A 14,694-nucleotide genomic window follows, 5' to 3' on the forward strand; every position below is an offset into this window, starting at 1 on the left:
CGGCCCGATGGAGGAATCCGCCACGTCGACGCCCCTTCAGGGCGCAGTGCGCGACCTCACGACCGCCGTGGTCTCCGCTCTGCGGAGCGGAGACCCCGCGCGGCCGTACCTGCGCACCGGGCAGGGCGAGGCCGCCCTCGCCGCCGTCCGCGTCCTGGGGGCCGACGCGCTGCTGCCGAGCGTGCTGCTCGGCACCCCGCCCGCGCCCGAGGACCTCGTCACCTACCGCGAGGCACTGAAGGCCTACCCGCCACCCCCCGGCGCCGCCCCCGCCTCCGTGTGGAGCCACCGCGCGATGGCCCGCACCCTGCATCGCTTCGACCCCGGCCCGCCACAACTGCCGGAGCCCGCACCCGAACCCGGCACCGAGGACCTGCGGGCCGCCCCCTGGCAGACCCTCACCCACCGGCTCGCCGTCCTGGCTCCGCTCGCGGTGCCCGGCGCCGACTGCCCGGTCACCCGCGTGGCGCGGGACCGGCCGGTGGACGTGGCCCGCGGTTTCGTCCGCGCGGTGCGCCGCCGCGACTGGCCGCAGGCCGCCGGAGCCGGACGGTGGCTCACCCTGCTCGACGGCGTCCCCGACACCCTCGGCCTGGAGGCCGGACTGCGGTTCGTCCACCAGATGGCCGACGGGGAACCGCGCGTGACGCTGCATCTGGAAGCGGCCCGCCTCCTGCGCACCGGGACGACGGCATGACGTGCACGGCACCGCCGGTGCTCCCGGAGACCGGGGCGGCCCGGGTCGGCGCCGCCGCCCTGGCCTGGCTCTCCGCCCACCGCGAGGAGTTCGCGCTCGACGCACACGCCCTCTCCGCGCACGGCGACGTCGACACGAGCTGGAAGCCCCTGGGCGAACTCGCCCAGGTCTGCGGACGCGTCCGCGAGCGCACCGGTCCCGCCGACCCCCGCCACCGCACCGCCGCCGACCTGCTGGACTTCGCCTGGCGGCAGACCGGGGAGGGCCGCCTGTTCACCGCCCTCCAGCGGCTGGAGCCCTTCGCCACCTACCCGCTGGAGGTGTACGCCGCGTTCGCCTCGGCCGGACTGCGCCACACCGGGTACGAGCGCGCCGCCGCCACCGTCGCCGGCACCCGCGGCTGGCGGGCCACCGAACAGGACCCCAACCGGCGGCTCGGCGTCCTCAACTCCGAACGCCACAGCGGCATCCCGCGCCACGGACCGCTCGCGCCCGCCCTGCGCCGCACCTGGCTGGGCGCGCTACCCGAACCCTGGACCTTCGAACGCGCCGCCGGCTACACGCTCACCCACGTCGTCTTCCACCTCACCGACTGGGGCCGTACCCCCGAAGGCGTACCGCCGGACCTCACCGGCTACCTCGGCCACTGGCTGCCGCCCTGGCTCGACACCTGCCTCGAAGGGCAGGCCTGGGACCTGGCCTGCGAGCTGACGGCGGTCGCGGCGAGTCTGCCCGCGCCCCCCGACCGTGCGCTGCTGCGCGAGGCATGGGCCCGCCTCGCGCGGGCCCAGCACGCGGACGGAAGCCTCCCCGAGGCCGGCGGCACCGGGGACCTGCCCGCCCCCTCCGGCTTCCGCGGCTGCTACCACTCCACCCTCATGGCCGCCTTCGCCGCCGCGCTCACCACCGCCCGCCTCGGCGAGACGGGCACCCCCGCGGCGAAGGCACCCGGGACACCGGCACCCGGAACACCGGCACCCGGAACACCGGCACCCGGAACACCGGCACCCGGAACACCGGCACCCGTACCGACGGCACCCGCCACGACAAGGAGCACGCCGCGATGACCAGCACCCGCCTCGTGCACGACGTCGGGGTCCGCGCCATCGAATGGCTGCACGCCCACCGCGAGGGATTCCGGCTCGAACCGGACGCCGACCCCGAGACCGGCTTCCTCCAGCGGTTCAAACCGGTCGGCGAACTCGCCCTGATCTGCGCCGTCCTGTTCCGCGAGGGCGTGGCCGGCTCCCGCCAGGCCAAACTGGCCCGGCAACTCCTCGACCACGCCTGGCGGAACACCCTGGACGGCGGACGGATGCTGGTGCGCGGCCAGCGCGTCGAACCGATCTCGCCCATCCCCTTCGAGGTGTACCTGCCCTTCCGCGAACTGGGCTACCGGCAACCGGAGATGGAGGCGTCCGCCCGGCTCAACCACGCGCTGACGAGCACCGAGGCGTTCGCAATGACCCCCACCCGCCGCCTCGGACTCTCCGCCTTCCAGCGCCGGTTCGGCCTGCCCGCCCGCCCCCCGGAGGCCGCACTCGTCGACCGCACCTGGCTCGGCAGCACCCCCGAACCCTGGACCGTCGAGGGACACATCGCCTACGACGTCACCCACACCGTCTTCCACCTCACCGACTGGGGCGAGCGCCCCGAGGGGCTGCCGCCCCGACTCGCCGGCTACCTCGCCACCTGGCTGCCCGCCTGGATCGACGACTGGCTGGACCTGCGCCGCTGGGACCTGCTCGGCGAACTGCTCGTCGTCGACGCCTGCCTGCCCCACCCCACGCTCGACACCCGCGCCTGGGAGGGGTTCGCCGCCGCCCAGCAGCCCGACGGGGCGATGCCTGCCGTGCGCACCATGCCCGGGGGGGATCCCGAGGACGTCTTCGACGTCGTCTACCACCCCACCCTCGTCGCCGCGTTCGCCTCCGTGCTCGCCACCTCACGCGCGCTGTCCGGGCTCACCGGGGACGCGGCACCGGAACGGGAACCGGCATGAGCGCCCCCGCCCGCCGCCCGCTGCGGGCGGTCCCGGACGAGGGGGACGCCCCGCACCGCCTCCTCGCCGACGCCGTCACCGCCATCGGCGCCCCCGACGTCGTCCTCGCCTTCTCCCGCCACGGCCGCCGCACCGTCCGTCACGGCGGCACCGGCACTCCGCCGCCCGTGCCCCGCGACCGGCTGCGCTACGAGACCGGCTCCGCCTCCAAGGTCTACGCCGGCCTGCTCCTGGCCCACCTCACCGGCACCGGCCGGCTCTCCGGCGGCGAACCCGCCGCCCGCTGCCTCGACCCCCGCCGGGCCGTGGGCCCCGACCCCGTCACCCTGACCCACCTCATCACCCACACCGCCGGACTGCCCCCGCTCCCCGCCGACTTCTACCCCCGCGCCCTGCCCGCCTGGCGCACCAACCCCTACGCCCGCTACTCCGCCGCCCACGTCGTCGCCGCCTTCGCCCGCCACCGCCCCCGGCACCGCCCCGGCACCCGCTGGCGCTACTCCAACTTCGGCGTCGCCGTCCTCGGTCACGCCCTCGCCGCCGCCCTGCAGGCCCCCTGGGACACCCTTCTCGCCGAGGAGGTGCTGCGCCCGCTCGGCCTGAACGGCACCGCCCTCACGGCCACCGGACCGGACACGGACGCCCTCGGTCACCGGCCCGACGGCACCCCCGTGCCCGCGCTCGACGCGGGCGGCTTCCGTGCCGCGGGCGCCGTCCGGGCCACCCCGGACGACCTCCTCACCCTGCTGGAGGCCCACCTCGACCCGCCGCCCGGCTCGCCCCTCGCCGGCGCACTGCGCGAGGTGCGCCGGCCGGTGCTGCGGCGCGGACTCGGGCACCGGCACGTGCACACCCTCACCTGGTTCCGGCACCCCACCGACCACGGCCCGATGTACTTCCACTCCGGCGCCACCCTGGGCCAGCAGACCTTCCTCGGATTCCGCCCCGGCACGGGCACCGCGCTGGCGGCCGTCTGCACCCGCCGCCATCACGGCCGCGACCCCTTCGTCCCCACCGCGTACGCCCTGCTCGCCGACGCGCTGTGAACGGAGGGATCCCCGACGGGCGGCCCTCAGGACGCAGCCGGCCGGGGCCCGTCGAGGGGCCCCGGCCGGGAGTCGTGCGGGCTCAGACCTTCTGCCACAGCGCCGGCGTCGCGGCCGGCTGCCACGCGCCCTGGGCCTGGTGCGGCTGGAGGCAGACGTAGGTGACGCCGCCGTAGGTGACCTGCGCGCCCACGTCGTAGACCGCGCCCGCCGCCCAGGTGCCGGATTCCGGCTCCGGGGTGGTGCCCGGCGTCTGCGTCGTCGCCGTGTCCGTGACGAGGGTCAGGCCGAAGGCGCTCAGGGCCGGGTTGACCGGCTGGTAGTACGTCGTCCCGCCGCGCGTGCAGTCGCCGGAGCCGCCGGAGGTGACGCCCTGCGCCTGGCTGCCGGAGATGTAGGGGCCGCCGGAGTCGCCGGGCTCGGCGCACACCGTCGTCCGGGTCACCCCGGTGACCGTGCCCTCCGGGTAGGTCACGCTGGTGTCGTGCTGCTGGATGGTGCCGCAGTGCCAGCCCGTGGTGGAGCCCGAGCGGCAGACCGAGGCGCCCACCAGCGCCTGCACCGAACCCGAGACCGTCACGGTCGCCCCGCCCTCGCCCTTGACGTGCGGGGTCGCGGTCCAGTCGTCGTCGGTGGCGACCCAGGAGTAGTCGTGGCCGGGGAAGACCGAGTTCTGGAAGGTGCCCTGGTCGACCTGGTTGTACCCGGTCGTGGTGTCGCCCGCGTTGCCGCAGTGCCCGGCGGACACGAAGCCCTGCTGCTCGCCCTTGGTGACGGAGAACCCGACCGAGCAGCGCGCCTCGTCGTTGATGTAGTACGCGTCGCCGCCGGTGATGTCGTACAGCGCGCGCGGCAGGTCCTTGGAGACCGTGACCGAGACCCGGCTCCGGTCCACCTTGGCGGCCTTGATCAGGTCGTCCGCCGCCGCCTTGCTGGTGGCCTGCACGGTGACCCGGTTGTTGACGACGTCGACGTAACGCACCGGCGTGCGCCGTCCGCGCGTCGCTTCGGCGGCCGTGGCGGCCGTGTCCAGCTTCTGCTTCGCGCTCCGCAGGTCGGCCAGCGCCACCTTGACCACCTTGGCGTCCGCGCCGCCCGCCTCGATGGCGGCGACGTCCGCCTTGTCCGTGGTGGCGACGGTCAGCCCGGCCGAGGTCTTCCCGTGCACCCACGCACCGGCGAAGCGGCTGCCGAGCGCGTTGTGCAGCCGCCCGGCCCGGGTGCCCGCCTCCGCCTCGTTCGACAGCCGCTGCCGGGCCTCGGCCGGGGTCAGCCCCAGATCGCGCCCGAGCGCGTGCAGGACCTCGGCCGAAGGGCGGTCGGCCCCGAGGGTGCGCGTCGCCGAGGGGCCCTCGGCGGGCGGTACGGACGGGGCGGTGGCCGTCGCCGGGGACGGGCTCATGAGCACGAGCGAACCGAGCGCGGTCAGGACGGCACAGCCTGCGCCGACGTGTCTACGGGCCATCAGGTGGTACTCCCTCAGCTTCGACGGGTCGGGGAACCTCACGGAACCTCTCGAAGCCGTAGGCATTGCCGGAAATGCGGCAAATGATGCCGGGATTGACCCGTTCCGGGTGCACTCGGCGGCAAAGCAGCCGTTGTGTGATGAACGCGCACGCGCGTCCACCCGCCCGGAGGACGGCGGGACCGTCCGTTCGTCAGCCGGACGGGGCCGTACTCCTCCGTACGTGGGACGAGCGGGGTTTCCGTTCGCGTGTCGCGCGCCCGCCCTGCCAGCGTGGGCCCGCCCGGGGCGAGCGCCCCGGCAGGCGGAAGGAGTCGAAGGTGACGGTTGGTGAGTCCCGTACGGGGATGCGTCGGGCGGTCGTTCTGGCCATGGGAGGCGGCCTGATGCTCCTCCCCGTCGGCACCGCGCACGCCGACGGAGGCCTTGCCACGGGGTCGGCGACCGGGAGGCTGACCGAGGTGGCCCAGCCCGTGGCGGAGTCGGTGCTCCGGGAGGCCCCGAAGCTGCTGCCCGAGGAGGTGGCCCGGGTCAGGTCCGCCCGGTCGTCGGAATCCTGAGCGTGAACGTGGTCGCGCCGGGACCGCCCGTCACCTCGACGGTGCCGCCGTGCGCCTCGGCCAGGGAACGGACGACCGCGAGCCCCAGCCCGCTGCCGCCGCGGTCGCGGCTGCGGGCCTCGTCGACCCGGTAGAACCGGTCGAAGATCCGCCCCCGGTCGGCGGCGGGTATCCCGGGCCCGGCGTCCGTGACCCGGACGACCGCGAGGCCCCGCCCGCCGCGCGCGGCCCCGGATCCCCGGGGTCCGCGCGAGTCCCCGTGCCCGCCGCGCTCACCGGCCGCGGCGGCCGGCGTCCGTGCGACCGCCCGGTGGGGCGCCTGGCGGGGTGCCTGACGGAGCGTCTGGCGGGGCACCCGCGCCGGTGTCTCCCCGGACACCCCGGTCGGCGCCCGGGTCGGCACCTCGGCGGAGGGTTCGAAGGACACCTCGACCGCCACCCTCGTACCGGCCGGGGTGTGCACCGCCGCGTTGGTCAGCAGGTTGTCCACCACCTGTCGGATCCGCGCCGGGTCGAGCCGCAGCCGCAGTTCCCCGGGCCCGGCCGTGACCGTCAGCGGACGGTCCGGGTGCGCGGCACGGAACGCGTCCGCCGCCCGCCGCACCAGCTCCACCAGATCGGTCTCCTCCAGCCGCAGTGGCGCCTCCACCTCCGCCGCGTCCAGCCGGGCGAGCAGCAGCAGATCGTCGAGGAGCACCCCCATCCGCGCCGCCTCCGCACGCAGCCGGGCCAGATGCCGGTCCCGTTCCTCGGGGGAGTGGGCGGCCGCGTACTGGAACAGGTCCGCGTAGCCCCGCACCGACATGAGCGGGGTGCGCAGCTCGTGCGAGGCGTCCGCGACGAACCGCCGCAGCCGCCGTTCGGCCTCCGCGCGCACCACCAGCGAGTCGTCGATGTGCTCCAGCATCGTGTTGAACGCCGAACGCAGCTCCTCGATCTCCGGGGCGCCGCTGCGGCCGTCCGCGCGCACCGGCAGCCGCCCCGAGTCGGTCAGATCGTGCGAGGTGATGTCGTGCGCGGTGTCCGCCAGGTCGCTCAGCGGCCGCAGCCCGCGCCGCAGCACCGCCCGCCCGGCCACCACCAGCGCGGCCAGCGCCGCCGCGAAGGTCACCACCTGCACGGTGATCAGCCGCCGGGTGGTCGCCCGCACGTCCGCCAGCGGTGCGGCGCTGACCAGGACCACCCCGCGCTCCACCGAGCACGCCCGCAGCAGGTAGGCGCCCTCGCCGGGGATCTTCGCGGTCCGGGTCAGATGCGTGGTGCCCGAGGCCGGCTGCGCCTCGGCGACCGCCGCGAGCGCGGTGGTGTCCGCGGGCACGTCGGCGGGGCGGCGCAGCTCGGCGTGTCCGCCCCGCACCTCGTACACGGCGGTGTACCAGCCGTAGTAGGGGCGCCGTTCCACCGTGCCGTGGGCCTTGGCGTCCTTGGTCTGCACGAGCTGCACCAGCTTCATCTGCTCGGCGAGCTGGCGTTCCTGGTACTGCCTCATGTACATCGTCAGCGCGGTGCCGACCACCGCGAACACCACCAGCGACAGCGCGCCCACCCCCAGCGCGAGCCGGGTGCCCAGGCGCAGCCGGCCTCTCACTCGGCGGCCCGCCGCGCCACGTACCCGACCCCGCGCACCGTGTGGATGAGGGGCACCGCGCCGCCGTCGGTCGCCTCCAGCTTGCGGCGCAGCCGGCTGACGACCAGCTCGACCACGTTGGAGCGCCCGCCGAAGCCGTACTGCCAGACGTCGTCGAGGATCTGCGCCTTGGTCAGCACGGCGGGCGACTTGCGCAGCAGGCAGCGCAGCACGTCGTACTCGGTGGGGGTGAGCGCGAGGAGCCGGTCGCCGCGCCGGACCTCCCGGGTGTCCTCGTCCATCGTCAGGTCCGCGACCCGCAGCACCGAACGGGGGCCGCCGGGGCCGAGGCTGCGGCGCAGCACCGTGCGCAGCCGGGCCATCAGCTCCTCCACCGCGAACGGTTTGACCAGGTAGTCGTCGCCGCCCCGGGTGAGCCCGGCGACGCGGTCGGCGACACCGTCGCGGGCGGTGAGGAACACGACCGGGACGCTCATGCCGGCGCCGCGCAGCCGGTCGAGGACGCCGAAGCCGTCGACACCGGGGAGCATCAGGTCCAGGACGACGATGTCCGGCCGGAACGCGGCGGCACGGGTCAGGGCCTCCTCGCCGGAGTACGCCGTGACCGCCTCCCAGCCCTCGTAACGGGCGACGGTGGCCACGAGGTCGGAGATGGGGGGATCGTCGTCCACGACGAGCAGCCGAACGGGGTTCACGCCCCCATTCTGCGGTACGCCGCGTCCCGGGCGCCGGGCGCCTCACGACCCGGGGGCGGGGCACCCCCGAGCCGTCCGGCGCGCGTCACTCCTCGTCGTCGAGGCGGAAGCCCACCTTCAGGCCGACCTGGTAGTGCTCGATCTCGCCGTTCTCGATGTGGCCCCGGACCTGGGTCACCTCGAACCAGTCCAGGTTCCGCAGTGTCTGGGACGCCCGCGAGATCCCCTTGCGGATCGCGTCGTCGACGCCCTCCGTCGAGCTGCCGACGATCTCGGTCACGCGGTACACGTTGTCGGACATGCGATGCTCCTCTCCACGGTGACGGTTGCGCACGCAACGTCACTCCACCGTGCCGCAGGCGGCGCCGCCCCGCGAGGCGGCGCCGCACAGGTCAGCGGACCGTGCTGAGCGAGAGCGCGAACCTCCCGGCACGGTCCGTCCACCAGTGGCCGAGCTCCAGCCCGGCCGCGGCCAACTCCCCGCGTACCCCGTCCGGGCGGAACTTCGCCGAGACCTCCGTGCGCATTTCCTCGCCCTCGGCGAAATCGACGGCCAGGCCGAGCGCCCGGACCTTCACGGTCTGGGCGGTGCGCGAGCGCAGCCGCATCTCGATCCACTCGTGTGCGGCGTCCCACCGGGCGACGTGGTCGAAGGACTCGGGGTCGAAGTCGCCGCCCAGTTCGCGGTTGACGACGTTCAGCACGTTCTTGTTGAACGCGGCCGTCACCCCCGCCGAGTCGTCGTACGCCGCGACGAGCACCGACTCGTCCTTGACCAGGTCCGTGCCGAGCAGCAGCGCGTCCCCGGGCGCGAGCAGGGCCCGCAGGGAGGCCAGGAACCCGGCCCGCTCCTCGGGCACCAGGTTGCCGATGGTGCCGCCGAGGAACGCCACGAGGCGGGGCCCCGGGGTGTCCGGCAGGGTGAGGGAGGTGGTGAAGTCGGCGAGCAGGGCGTGCACGTCGAGCCCCGGGTACTCCTCGGTCAGCGCCTGGCCCGCCTGGCGCAGGGCACTGTCGCTGACGTCGACCGGGACGTAGGTGCGCAGCCCGGTCAGGGCGTCCAGCAGGTGCCGGGTCTTCTCCGAGGAACCGGAACCCAGCTCGACCAGGGTGCGCGCACCGGACGCGGCGGCGATCTCGCCCGAGCGGGCCATGAGGATCTCCCGCTCGGCGCGGGTGGGGTAGTACTCGGGCAGTTCGGTGATCTCCTCGAACAGTTCACTGCCGTGGGCGTCGTAGAACCACTTCGGCGGCAGCGTCTTGGGGACGCCGGTGAGGCCCTCGCGCACATCGGTGCGCAGCGCGGCCTCGGTGGCGCCCTCGGGGAGGGTGCGGGTGAGAAGGAACGGGCTCACGTACGGGGCTCCTTCGGTGGTGCGGTGGGCGCGGGCGGCACCGGGTCGGGCTCGGGCTCCTTGAGGGGGGTGAGCAGGACGTCGGTGCGGCTCGCGGCGAGCAGGGTGCGGTCGGGGACCTCGTGCCAGTGCGGGTCGTCGTCGTAGGGCTCGGAGGCGACGACCGTGCGGCGGCCGGGTTCGGTCAGGTACCAGAGCGTGTCGCCCCAGGCGGTGGCGACGATCGTGTCGCCGTCGGTGAGCAGCAGGTTGAGCCGGGAACCGGGGGCCGCCGCGGCGACCTGCAAAACCGTGTCGGCCAGCGCCTGGCCCGGCTCGTCGCCGCCGCGCAGCCGGTTCAGCGCGAGCGCCCAGACGAACGCCGAGTCGTTGCGCGCCTCCAGGGCGAGCAGTTCCTCGGCCGGCAGGGTGCGCGCGAGCCCGGCGAGGGAGCCGGGCCAGCCGGGGACGGCCCCGTTGTGGCTGAACAGCCACCGCCCGGCCGCGAGCGGGGCCGCCGCGGCCTCCGCGTCCGCGCCCGAGAGCGTGGCGTCCCGGACCGCGGCGAGCACCGCGCCCGAGCGCACCACGCGCGCCAGGTCCGCGAAGGACAGGTCCGCCCAGATCGGCCCGGCCCGCCGGTAGCGGGCCGGCACCGGGTCCTCCCCGGCGTACCAGCCGACGCCGAAACCGTCCGCGTTGACCGTCCCGTGCCGCTGCCGGCGGGGCGCCCAGGACTGCCGGTACAGGGCGTGCGGCGGCGTCACCAGCAGCGCGCCGAGCGGCTCGGGCGGACCGAGGTACGCCACGTGCCGGCACATCAGGCGGCGTCCCGGGCGGTGCGGAAACCGGAGAAGATCTGCCGCCGGATCGGGTAGTCCCAGTTGCGGAAGGTGCCCCGGCAGGCCACCGGGTCCACGGCGAAGGACCCGCCGCGCAGCACCTTGTACTCGGGGCCGAAGAAGACCTCCGAGTACTCCTTGTACGGGAAGGCGGTGAACCCGGGGTAGGGCAGGAAGTCGCTCGCCGTCCACTCCCACACGTCGCCGATCAACTGCCGTACGCCCAGCGGGGAGGCGCCCTGCGGGTAGCTGCCGGCCGGGGCGGGCCGCAGATGGCGCTGGCCCAGGTTGGCGTGGTCGGGGCCGGGGTCCGCGTCGCCCCACGGGTAGCGCCGGGAGCGGCCGGTGGCCGGGTCGAAGCGGGCGGCCTTCTCCCACTCGGTCTCGGTGGGCAGCCGCCGCCCGGCCCAGCGGGCGTAGGCGTCCGCCTCGTACCAGGACACGTGCAGCACCGGCTCCCCGGGCGGCACCACCTCGGTGACGCCGAAGCGCCGGCGCAGCCACTGCCCGCCCTCCCGGCGCCAGAACTGCGGCGCCCGGATGGCGTGCTCGCGGATGTGGGCCCAGCCCGCCGGGTCCCACCAGCGCGCGTCCTCGTAGCCGCCGTCCGCGAGGAACTCCTGGTAGGCGCCGTTGGTGACGGGAACGGTGTCGATGTGGAAGGCGGCCACCTCGCGCCGGTGCGCGGGACGTTCGTTGTCCAGTGCCCAGGGTTCGGTGGAGGTCCCCATCGTGAACGGGCCCCCGGGAACCAGGACTTCGGCCGGGCCCTCGTACGGCGGCACGGGCGCCGGATCCGGGGCCGTGAGCGCCTGCGGGCCCCGCCGGAGCTGGTGGGTGATGAGCATGGTCTCGTCGTGCTGCTGCTCGTGCTGGGCGATCATGCCGAAGGCGAAGCCCGCCTCCGTCAGTGCCCGGCCGCCCTGGAAGGCGGTGCCCTCCAGCACGTCCAGTGCCCGGCCGCGCACCTCGGCGGCGTAACGGCGGGCCTCCTCGGGCGGGAGGAGCGGCAGCGAGGGCCGTTCGGCGCGGGAGTGCTCGAAGGCGTCGTAGATCCCGTCGATCTCCGGCCGCATCGCCTCGCGCCCGGCCACCGTGCGCAGCAGCCACAGTTCTTCCTGGTTGCCTATGTGCGCGAGGTCCCAGACCAGCGGGGACATCAGCGGCGAGTGCTGGGCGAGCAGGTCGGGTTCCTCGACGCACTCGGTGAGCAGCGCGGTGCGCGCGCGGGCGGTGGTCAGCGCCCGGAGGGCGCGGGCCCGCAGGGCCTCGGGGCCGGCGGCGAGGGCGGTGTCACCGGCCGGGCCCGGGTCGCCGGTGGGGTGCGTGGTCGGTGTCGGGGAGGTGGACTCGGTCATGGGCGCGGTTCCTTCCCGTGGTGGTGCAGCAGGTCGTCGGCGGGGCAGCGGCCCCGGGCCACATGGCGTTCGGTGAACTCGGCGACGGCCGCCCGTACGGCCTCGTCGGCGCCGAGCCGGGGCAGCGCCTCCGCGGCGGCGGCGAAGCAGACGGTGGCGGCCTCGCGCAGTTCCGGATCGTTCAGTCCCTCGCGGGCGGCCGTCGTCCACAGCGGGTTGCGCGGGGCCGCGAGGGCGTCCGCCCGCTCGGCGAGGGGCTTGACCGCGCGGTAGGCGGTCTCGGCGGCCTCCGGGTCGTCGAAGAGGGCCGTCGTCACCGCCAGCGGCACGATCCAGCCGTCCGGGCCGGGCTGGGCGTCGATCATCCGCAGCTCCAGATGACCGCGCGGCCGCACCGGCGGGAACAGGGTGGTCAGGTGGTACTCCAGATCGGCACGCGTCGGGCCCTCGGCCGAGCGGGTCCACTCCCGGAAGGTCAGCCCCTCGGGCACGTCCCAGGGGCCGTCCTCGCGACGCACGCACATCACGGGCGCGTCCAGCACCCGTTCGGCCCAGGCGCCCCGGGGATCGGGACCGAGCGGCGGGGCGCCGCTGCGGCCCGGGTCCATCGCGGTCCACAGGTACTGTCTGGTCGAACGCCAGCCCGTGGGGCGGCCGCGGGCCACGGGGGAGTGCGCGAACGCGGCGACCAGCACCGCGCCCAGCGTGTGCGCCAGCCACCAGCGCCTGCCGTGGCCGAGCGGCCCCGGTTCCTCGTACCCGGCGTCCAGGCACACCTGGACGGAGGCGGAGGAGCACATCATGGCCCGGCCTTCGGGACCGGTGCGGTCCAGACAGGCCTCCATGGCGTCGTAACGGGGCTGCCGGAGGTAACGGACGGGGGGATTCCACGGTTCGTGGCCGCAGCCGTACAGGCCGAGGCCGTCCGCGCGCAGGGCGGCGCGGACCGTGTCGAGATCGGCGGAAACGGACCGTACGCACTCCATGAGGGAGGCGGCGGGAGCGGAACTCAGCTCCAGCTGTCCGCCCGGTTCGACGGTGAGCGCCGAACTCAGGGGCAGGGTCCGCAGAGCGGCGTATGCCGCGTCGAGTCGTTCGGGTCGTACGGGGAGCCGCGGTCGCAGCGGCTCGTGGACGAGCCATTCCAGTTCGACACCGAGGCGACGGGGCGGGCCGGTCTTGAAGCAGATGCCTCGTACCAGCGCCTCCACGTCTGCCTCGGTGAGCGCGGTGCGGTCCTCCGCACCGTCCTTACAGTCGCTCACCGCTTCGGACATGTCGGGATCCTCCTGAGATTCCACCATGCCGTCGGCCCGGTTCCGGGTGGGCCGGACCGACAACGCTCGTCCCACCCAAACCTCTCGACGCCGTTCGCACAAGGGGGCGATTCGGTGGGTAGGGGACTCCCTCGGGAGGCCAAGGGGTCGGATTTCGGCCACCCGGCGGCCGTCGGACAAAACTCCGTTGCCGCTCAGCAACAGCATCACCCACGATGCGTGCATGAGCACGACGGGGAGGCGCGCCCGAACGGGTGTGCGAGAAGGCGGTGCGCAGGACGCGCTCACGGCGCCCACGGGGGTGGCGCCGTGAGCGCGCGCCTGCGCGCCCTCGCGCGGCAGACGCAGGAGATCGTCGACCGGGGCGGATACCGGGCACCCGGAGGCCACGAGGTGCCGCTGGCCGCGGCGATCGAGGCCGCGCGGGCGGGCACGCGGATGTACGGGCCGGAACCGGTGCGGCTCGAGGAGGCGGACGAGGTCGATGGACCGGCCCGCCGAGCAGGGGGACACGCCCCGGCGCCCGTGGCCGTGGAGGTGACCGGGGAGAGCAGCCTGGAGGCCGCGCGGCGGCTCGTGCCCGCCGCGGACGACGAGGTCGCCGTGCTGAACTTCGCCTCGGCCCGCAACCCGGGCGGCGGCTTCCTCAACGGCGCCCAGGCCCAGGAGGAGGCGCTGTGCCGCTCCTCGGCGCTGTACGCCTGCCTGCGGGGAGTGCGCCCGTTCTACGACCACCACCGCGAGCACCGCGACCCGCTCTACACCCACCGGGTCATCCACTCGCCCGGCGTCCCCGTCTTCCGCAGGGACGACGGATTCCGCGGGGACGACGGATTCCGCGGGGACGACGGATTCCGCGGGGACGACGGACGGCTGCTCGACGCGCCCTACCGGGTCGCGTTCCTCACCGCCGCGGCGCCCAATGCGGGCGTGCTGCGCAGCCGCGCCCCGGAGCGCGCCGCCGAGGTGCCGCGCGCGCTCGTGGCACGGGCCGAGCGGGTCCTGGAGGTCGCGGCCCTGCACGGCCACCGCCGGCTGGTACTCGGCGCGTGGGGCTGCGGGGTGTTCCGCAACGACCCCGCCGAGGTTGCCGCCGCGTTCCGCGGCCACCTCACGGGCGGAGGCCGCTTCACGCACCGCTTCGACCGGGTCGTGTTCGCGGTCCTGGACCGCACGCCGGGAGCGGGGGTCCGCGGCGCCTTCGCGCGCGCGTTCGCCTGATCAGGGGTGGAGGAGGGCGGTTCCTCCGGCGGGCGCGGACGCCGACGGCCGGTGTCCGCGTCGTCCCGTCCCGGGGCGCTCAGCGCCAGCCGTAACGTTCCCGCAGCCGGTGCACGACGGAGTTGAACCGCATCCGGTCCAGCGCGCACGCCTCGCGCCGCATGCCCTCCTCGTGCAGCCGCAGCACGCGGTCCACGTCGACCCACGAGTCCCGCCCCGAGCGGTCCCAGGGACCGCTGCCGATCGGCACCCACTCCCGATCCCCCTCGTGCCGCTTGCTGGAGAGCTGCACCGCGAGCAGCGTCCCGCCCGGCTCACGGGCGACGACGAGAACCGGCCGGTCCTTCCCGCGCCCGTCGTTCTCCTCGAAGGGGACCCACGTCCACACGATCTCCCCGGGGTCCGGGTCGCCGTCGTGCTCGGGGGAGTACTCGGTCCGTACCGGGCCCACCCTGCGCGGGTCCGCCTCGGTGGTGGCGGAGGGGCCGTAGCGGCCGGGTACGGGAACGTCCTGATCGGCAAAGGCAGTCACGCGCACACCGTAACCTCCCCGGTGCGCGACACACCGGCGGCCCTCGTTCGAACACGCGTCCACCAGCGCGAACGTCC

The 14,694-nt window shown here is 75.1% G+C and carries 15 protein-coding genes; 6 read left to right on the forward strand and 9 right to left on the reverse strand.

Annotation, left to right across the window (positions count from 1 at the left end; genetic code table 11):
• Positions 1 to 7: 7 nt before the first annotated feature.
• Genes OHB09_RS28980 through OHB09_RS28995 form a run of 4 tightly spaced genes read left to right on the forward strand, consistent with a single transcriptional unit; the run spans position 8 to position 3,745 of the window.
• Complete coding sequence (locus OHB09_RS28980) at positions 8 to 697, forward strand: hypothetical protein (RefSeq protein ID WP_093597941.1); 690 nt, start codon at positions 8 to 10, stop codon at positions 695 to 697.
• Positions 694 to 1,764: a DUF6895 family protein gene (locus OHB09_RS28985; RefSeq protein WP_328922784.1), complete on the forward strand. Its 1,071-nt coding sequence runs from the start codon at positions 694 to 696 to the stop codon at positions 1,762 to 1,764. The genes OHB09_RS28980 and OHB09_RS28985 overlap by 4 nt, the downstream gene beginning before the upstream one ends.
• Positions 1,761 to 2,699 (forward strand): DUF6895 family protein, encoded by a 939-nt coding sequence (locus OHB09_RS28990; RefSeq protein WP_328922785.1) that lies wholly within the window; start codon positions 1,761 to 1,763, stop codon positions 2,697 to 2,699. The genes OHB09_RS28985 and OHB09_RS28990 overlap by 4 nt, the downstream gene beginning before the upstream one ends.
• Complete coding sequence (locus tag OHB09_RS28995) at positions 2,696 to 3,745, forward strand: serine hydrolase domain-containing protein (protein WP_328922786.1); 1,050 nt, start codon at positions 2,696 to 2,698, stop codon at positions 3,743 to 3,745. The genes OHB09_RS28990 and OHB09_RS28995 overlap by 4 nt, the downstream gene beginning before the upstream one ends.
• Before the next feature lie 82 nt (positions 3,746 to 3,827).
• On the opposite strand, the gene OHB09_RS29000 is transcribed toward OHB09_RS28995, so the two are convergent.
• Positions 3,828 to 5,210 (reverse strand): carbohydrate-binding protein, encoded by a 1,383-nt coding sequence (locus OHB09_RS29000; protein WP_328922787.1) that lies wholly within the window; start codon positions 5,208 to 5,210, stop codon positions 3,828 to 3,830.
• A 320-nt stretch (positions 5,211 to 5,530) separates the two neighbouring features.
• Between OHB09_RS29000 and OHB09_RS29005 the strand changes: the two genes are divergently transcribed.
• Entirely contained in the window at positions 5,531 to 5,770 is a 240-nt protein-coding gene (locus OHB09_RS29005; RefSeq protein WP_139062982.1) for a hypothetical protein, read from the forward strand.
• On the opposite strand, the gene OHB09_RS29010 is transcribed toward OHB09_RS29005, so the two are convergent.
• From OHB09_RS29010 to egtA, 7 genes are all read right to left on the reverse strand, one after another.
• Positions 5,742 to 7,358 carry a sensor histidine kinase gene (locus OHB09_RS29010; protein WP_006141207.1) on the reverse strand — a complete coding sequence of 539 codons (1,617 nt, stop codon included), beginning with the start codon at positions 7,356 to 7,358 and terminating at the stop codon, positions 5,742 to 5,744. The genes OHB09_RS29005 and OHB09_RS29010 overlap by 29 nt on opposite strands.
• Positions 7,355 to 8,053 carry a response regulator transcription factor gene (locus tag OHB09_RS29015; RefSeq protein WP_328922788.1) on the reverse strand — a complete coding sequence of 233 codons (699 nt, stop codon included), beginning with the start codon at positions 8,051 to 8,053 and terminating at the stop codon, positions 7,355 to 7,357. Before OHB09_RS29015 ends, OHB09_RS29010 begins: the two co-directional genes overlap by 4 nt.
• Positions 8,054 to 8,138: 85 nt before the next feature.
• Positions 8,139 to 8,354, reverse strand: coding sequence for a dodecin (locus OHB09_RS29020; RefSeq protein ID WP_006141209.1), 216 nt, complete (start codon positions 8,352 to 8,354; stop codon positions 8,139 to 8,141).
• Between the two features lie 91 nt (positions 8,355 to 8,445).
• Positions 8,446 to 9,408 carry an L-histidine N(alpha)-methyltransferase gene (gene egtD / locus OHB09_RS29025; RefSeq protein ID WP_191891262.1) on the reverse strand — a complete coding sequence of 321 codons (963 nt, stop codon included), beginning with the start codon at positions 9,406 to 9,408 and terminating at the stop codon, positions 8,446 to 8,448.
• Positions 9,405 to 10,208, reverse strand: coding sequence for an ergothioneine biosynthesis protein EgtC (gene egtC, locus OHB09_RS29030; protein WP_093597963.1), 804 nt, complete (start codon positions 10,206 to 10,208; stop codon positions 9,405 to 9,407). The genes egtD and egtC overlap by 4 nt, the downstream gene beginning before the upstream one ends.
• The gene (gene egtB, locus OHB09_RS29035) at positions 10,208 to 11,587 is read right to left on the reverse strand and encodes an ergothioneine biosynthesis protein EgtB (protein WP_319350471.1); all 1,380 of its coding nucleotides are present in this window, start codon (positions 11,585 to 11,587) and stop codon (positions 10,208 to 10,210) included. The genes egtC and egtB overlap by 1 nt, the downstream gene beginning before the upstream one ends.
• Positions 11,584 to 12,864 carry an ergothioneine biosynthesis glutamate--cysteine ligase EgtA gene (gene egtA / locus OHB09_RS29040; RefSeq protein ID WP_006141213.1) on the reverse strand — a complete coding sequence of 427 codons (1,281 nt, stop codon included), beginning with the start codon at positions 12,862 to 12,864 and terminating at the stop codon, positions 11,584 to 11,586. Before egtA ends, egtB begins: the two co-directional genes overlap by 4 nt.
• Before the next feature lie 309 nt (positions 12,865 to 13,173).
• Between egtA and OHB09_RS29045 the strand changes: the two genes are divergently transcribed.
• Positions 13,174 to 14,085: a TIGR02452 family protein gene (locus tag OHB09_RS29045; RefSeq protein WP_319118711.1), complete on the forward strand. Its 912-nt coding sequence runs from the start codon at positions 13,174 to 13,176 to the stop codon at positions 14,083 to 14,085.
• 79 nt (positions 14,086 to 14,164) lie between these two features.
• Here the strand turns inward: OHB09_RS29045 and OHB09_RS29050 are convergent, their stop codons facing one another.
• On the reverse strand, positions 14,165 to 14,617 hold the full coding sequence (locus OHB09_RS29050) for a type II toxin-antitoxin system PemK/MazF family toxin (protein ID WP_040895816.1): 453 nt from the start codon (positions 14,615 to 14,617) through the stop codon (positions 14,165 to 14,167).
• Positions 14,618 to 14,694: the final 77 nt, after the last annotated feature.

The sequence above is a fragment of the Streptomyces griseoaurantiacus genome (assembly GCF_036189845.1).
In the GTDB taxonomy this organism is placed as follows: domain Bacteria; phylum Actinomycetota; class Actinomycetes; order Streptomycetales; family Streptomycetaceae; genus Streptomyces; species Streptomyces griseoaurantiacus.

What these genes read in the sequence shown, in the direction of transcription:
- OHB09_RS29020 (WP_006141209.1), bottom strand. Translation starts at nt 8,354, where the DNA reads ATGTCCGACAACGTGTACCGCGTGACCGAGATCGTCGGCAGCTCGACG.
- OHB09_RS29000 (WP_328922787.1), bottom strand. Translation starts at nt 5,210, where the DNA reads ATGGCCCGTAGACACGTCGGCGCAGGCTGTGCCGTCCTGACCGCGCTC.
- egtA (WP_006141213.1), bottom strand. Translation starts at nt 12,864, where the DNA reads ATGTCCGAAGCGGTGAGCGACTGTAAGGACGGTGCGGAGGACCGCACC.
- egtB (WP_319350471.1), bottom strand. Translation starts at nt 11,587, where the DNA reads ATGACCGAGTCCACCTCCCCGACACCGACCACGCACCCCACCGGCGAC.
- OHB09_RS28980 (WP_093597941.1), top strand. Translation starts at nt 8, where the DNA reads ATGGAGGAATCCGCCACGTCGACGCCCCTTCAGGGCGCAGTGCGCGAC.
- OHB09_RS28985 (WP_328922784.1), top strand. Translation starts at nt 694, where the DNA reads ATGACGTGCACGGCACCGCCGGTGCTCCCGGAGACCGGGGCGGCCCGG.
- OHB09_RS28990 (WP_328922785.1), top strand. Translation starts at nt 1,761, where the DNA reads ATGACCAGCACCCGCCTCGTGCACGACGTCGGGGTCCGCGCCATCGAA.
- OHB09_RS28995 (WP_328922786.1), top strand. Translation starts at nt 2,696, where the DNA reads ATGAGCGCCCCCGCCCGCCGCCCGCTGCGGGCGGTCCCGGACGAGGGG.
- egtC (WP_093597963.1), bottom strand. Translation starts at nt 10,208, where the DNA reads ATGTGCCGGCACGTGGCGTACCTCGGTCCGCCCGAGCCGCTCGGCGCG.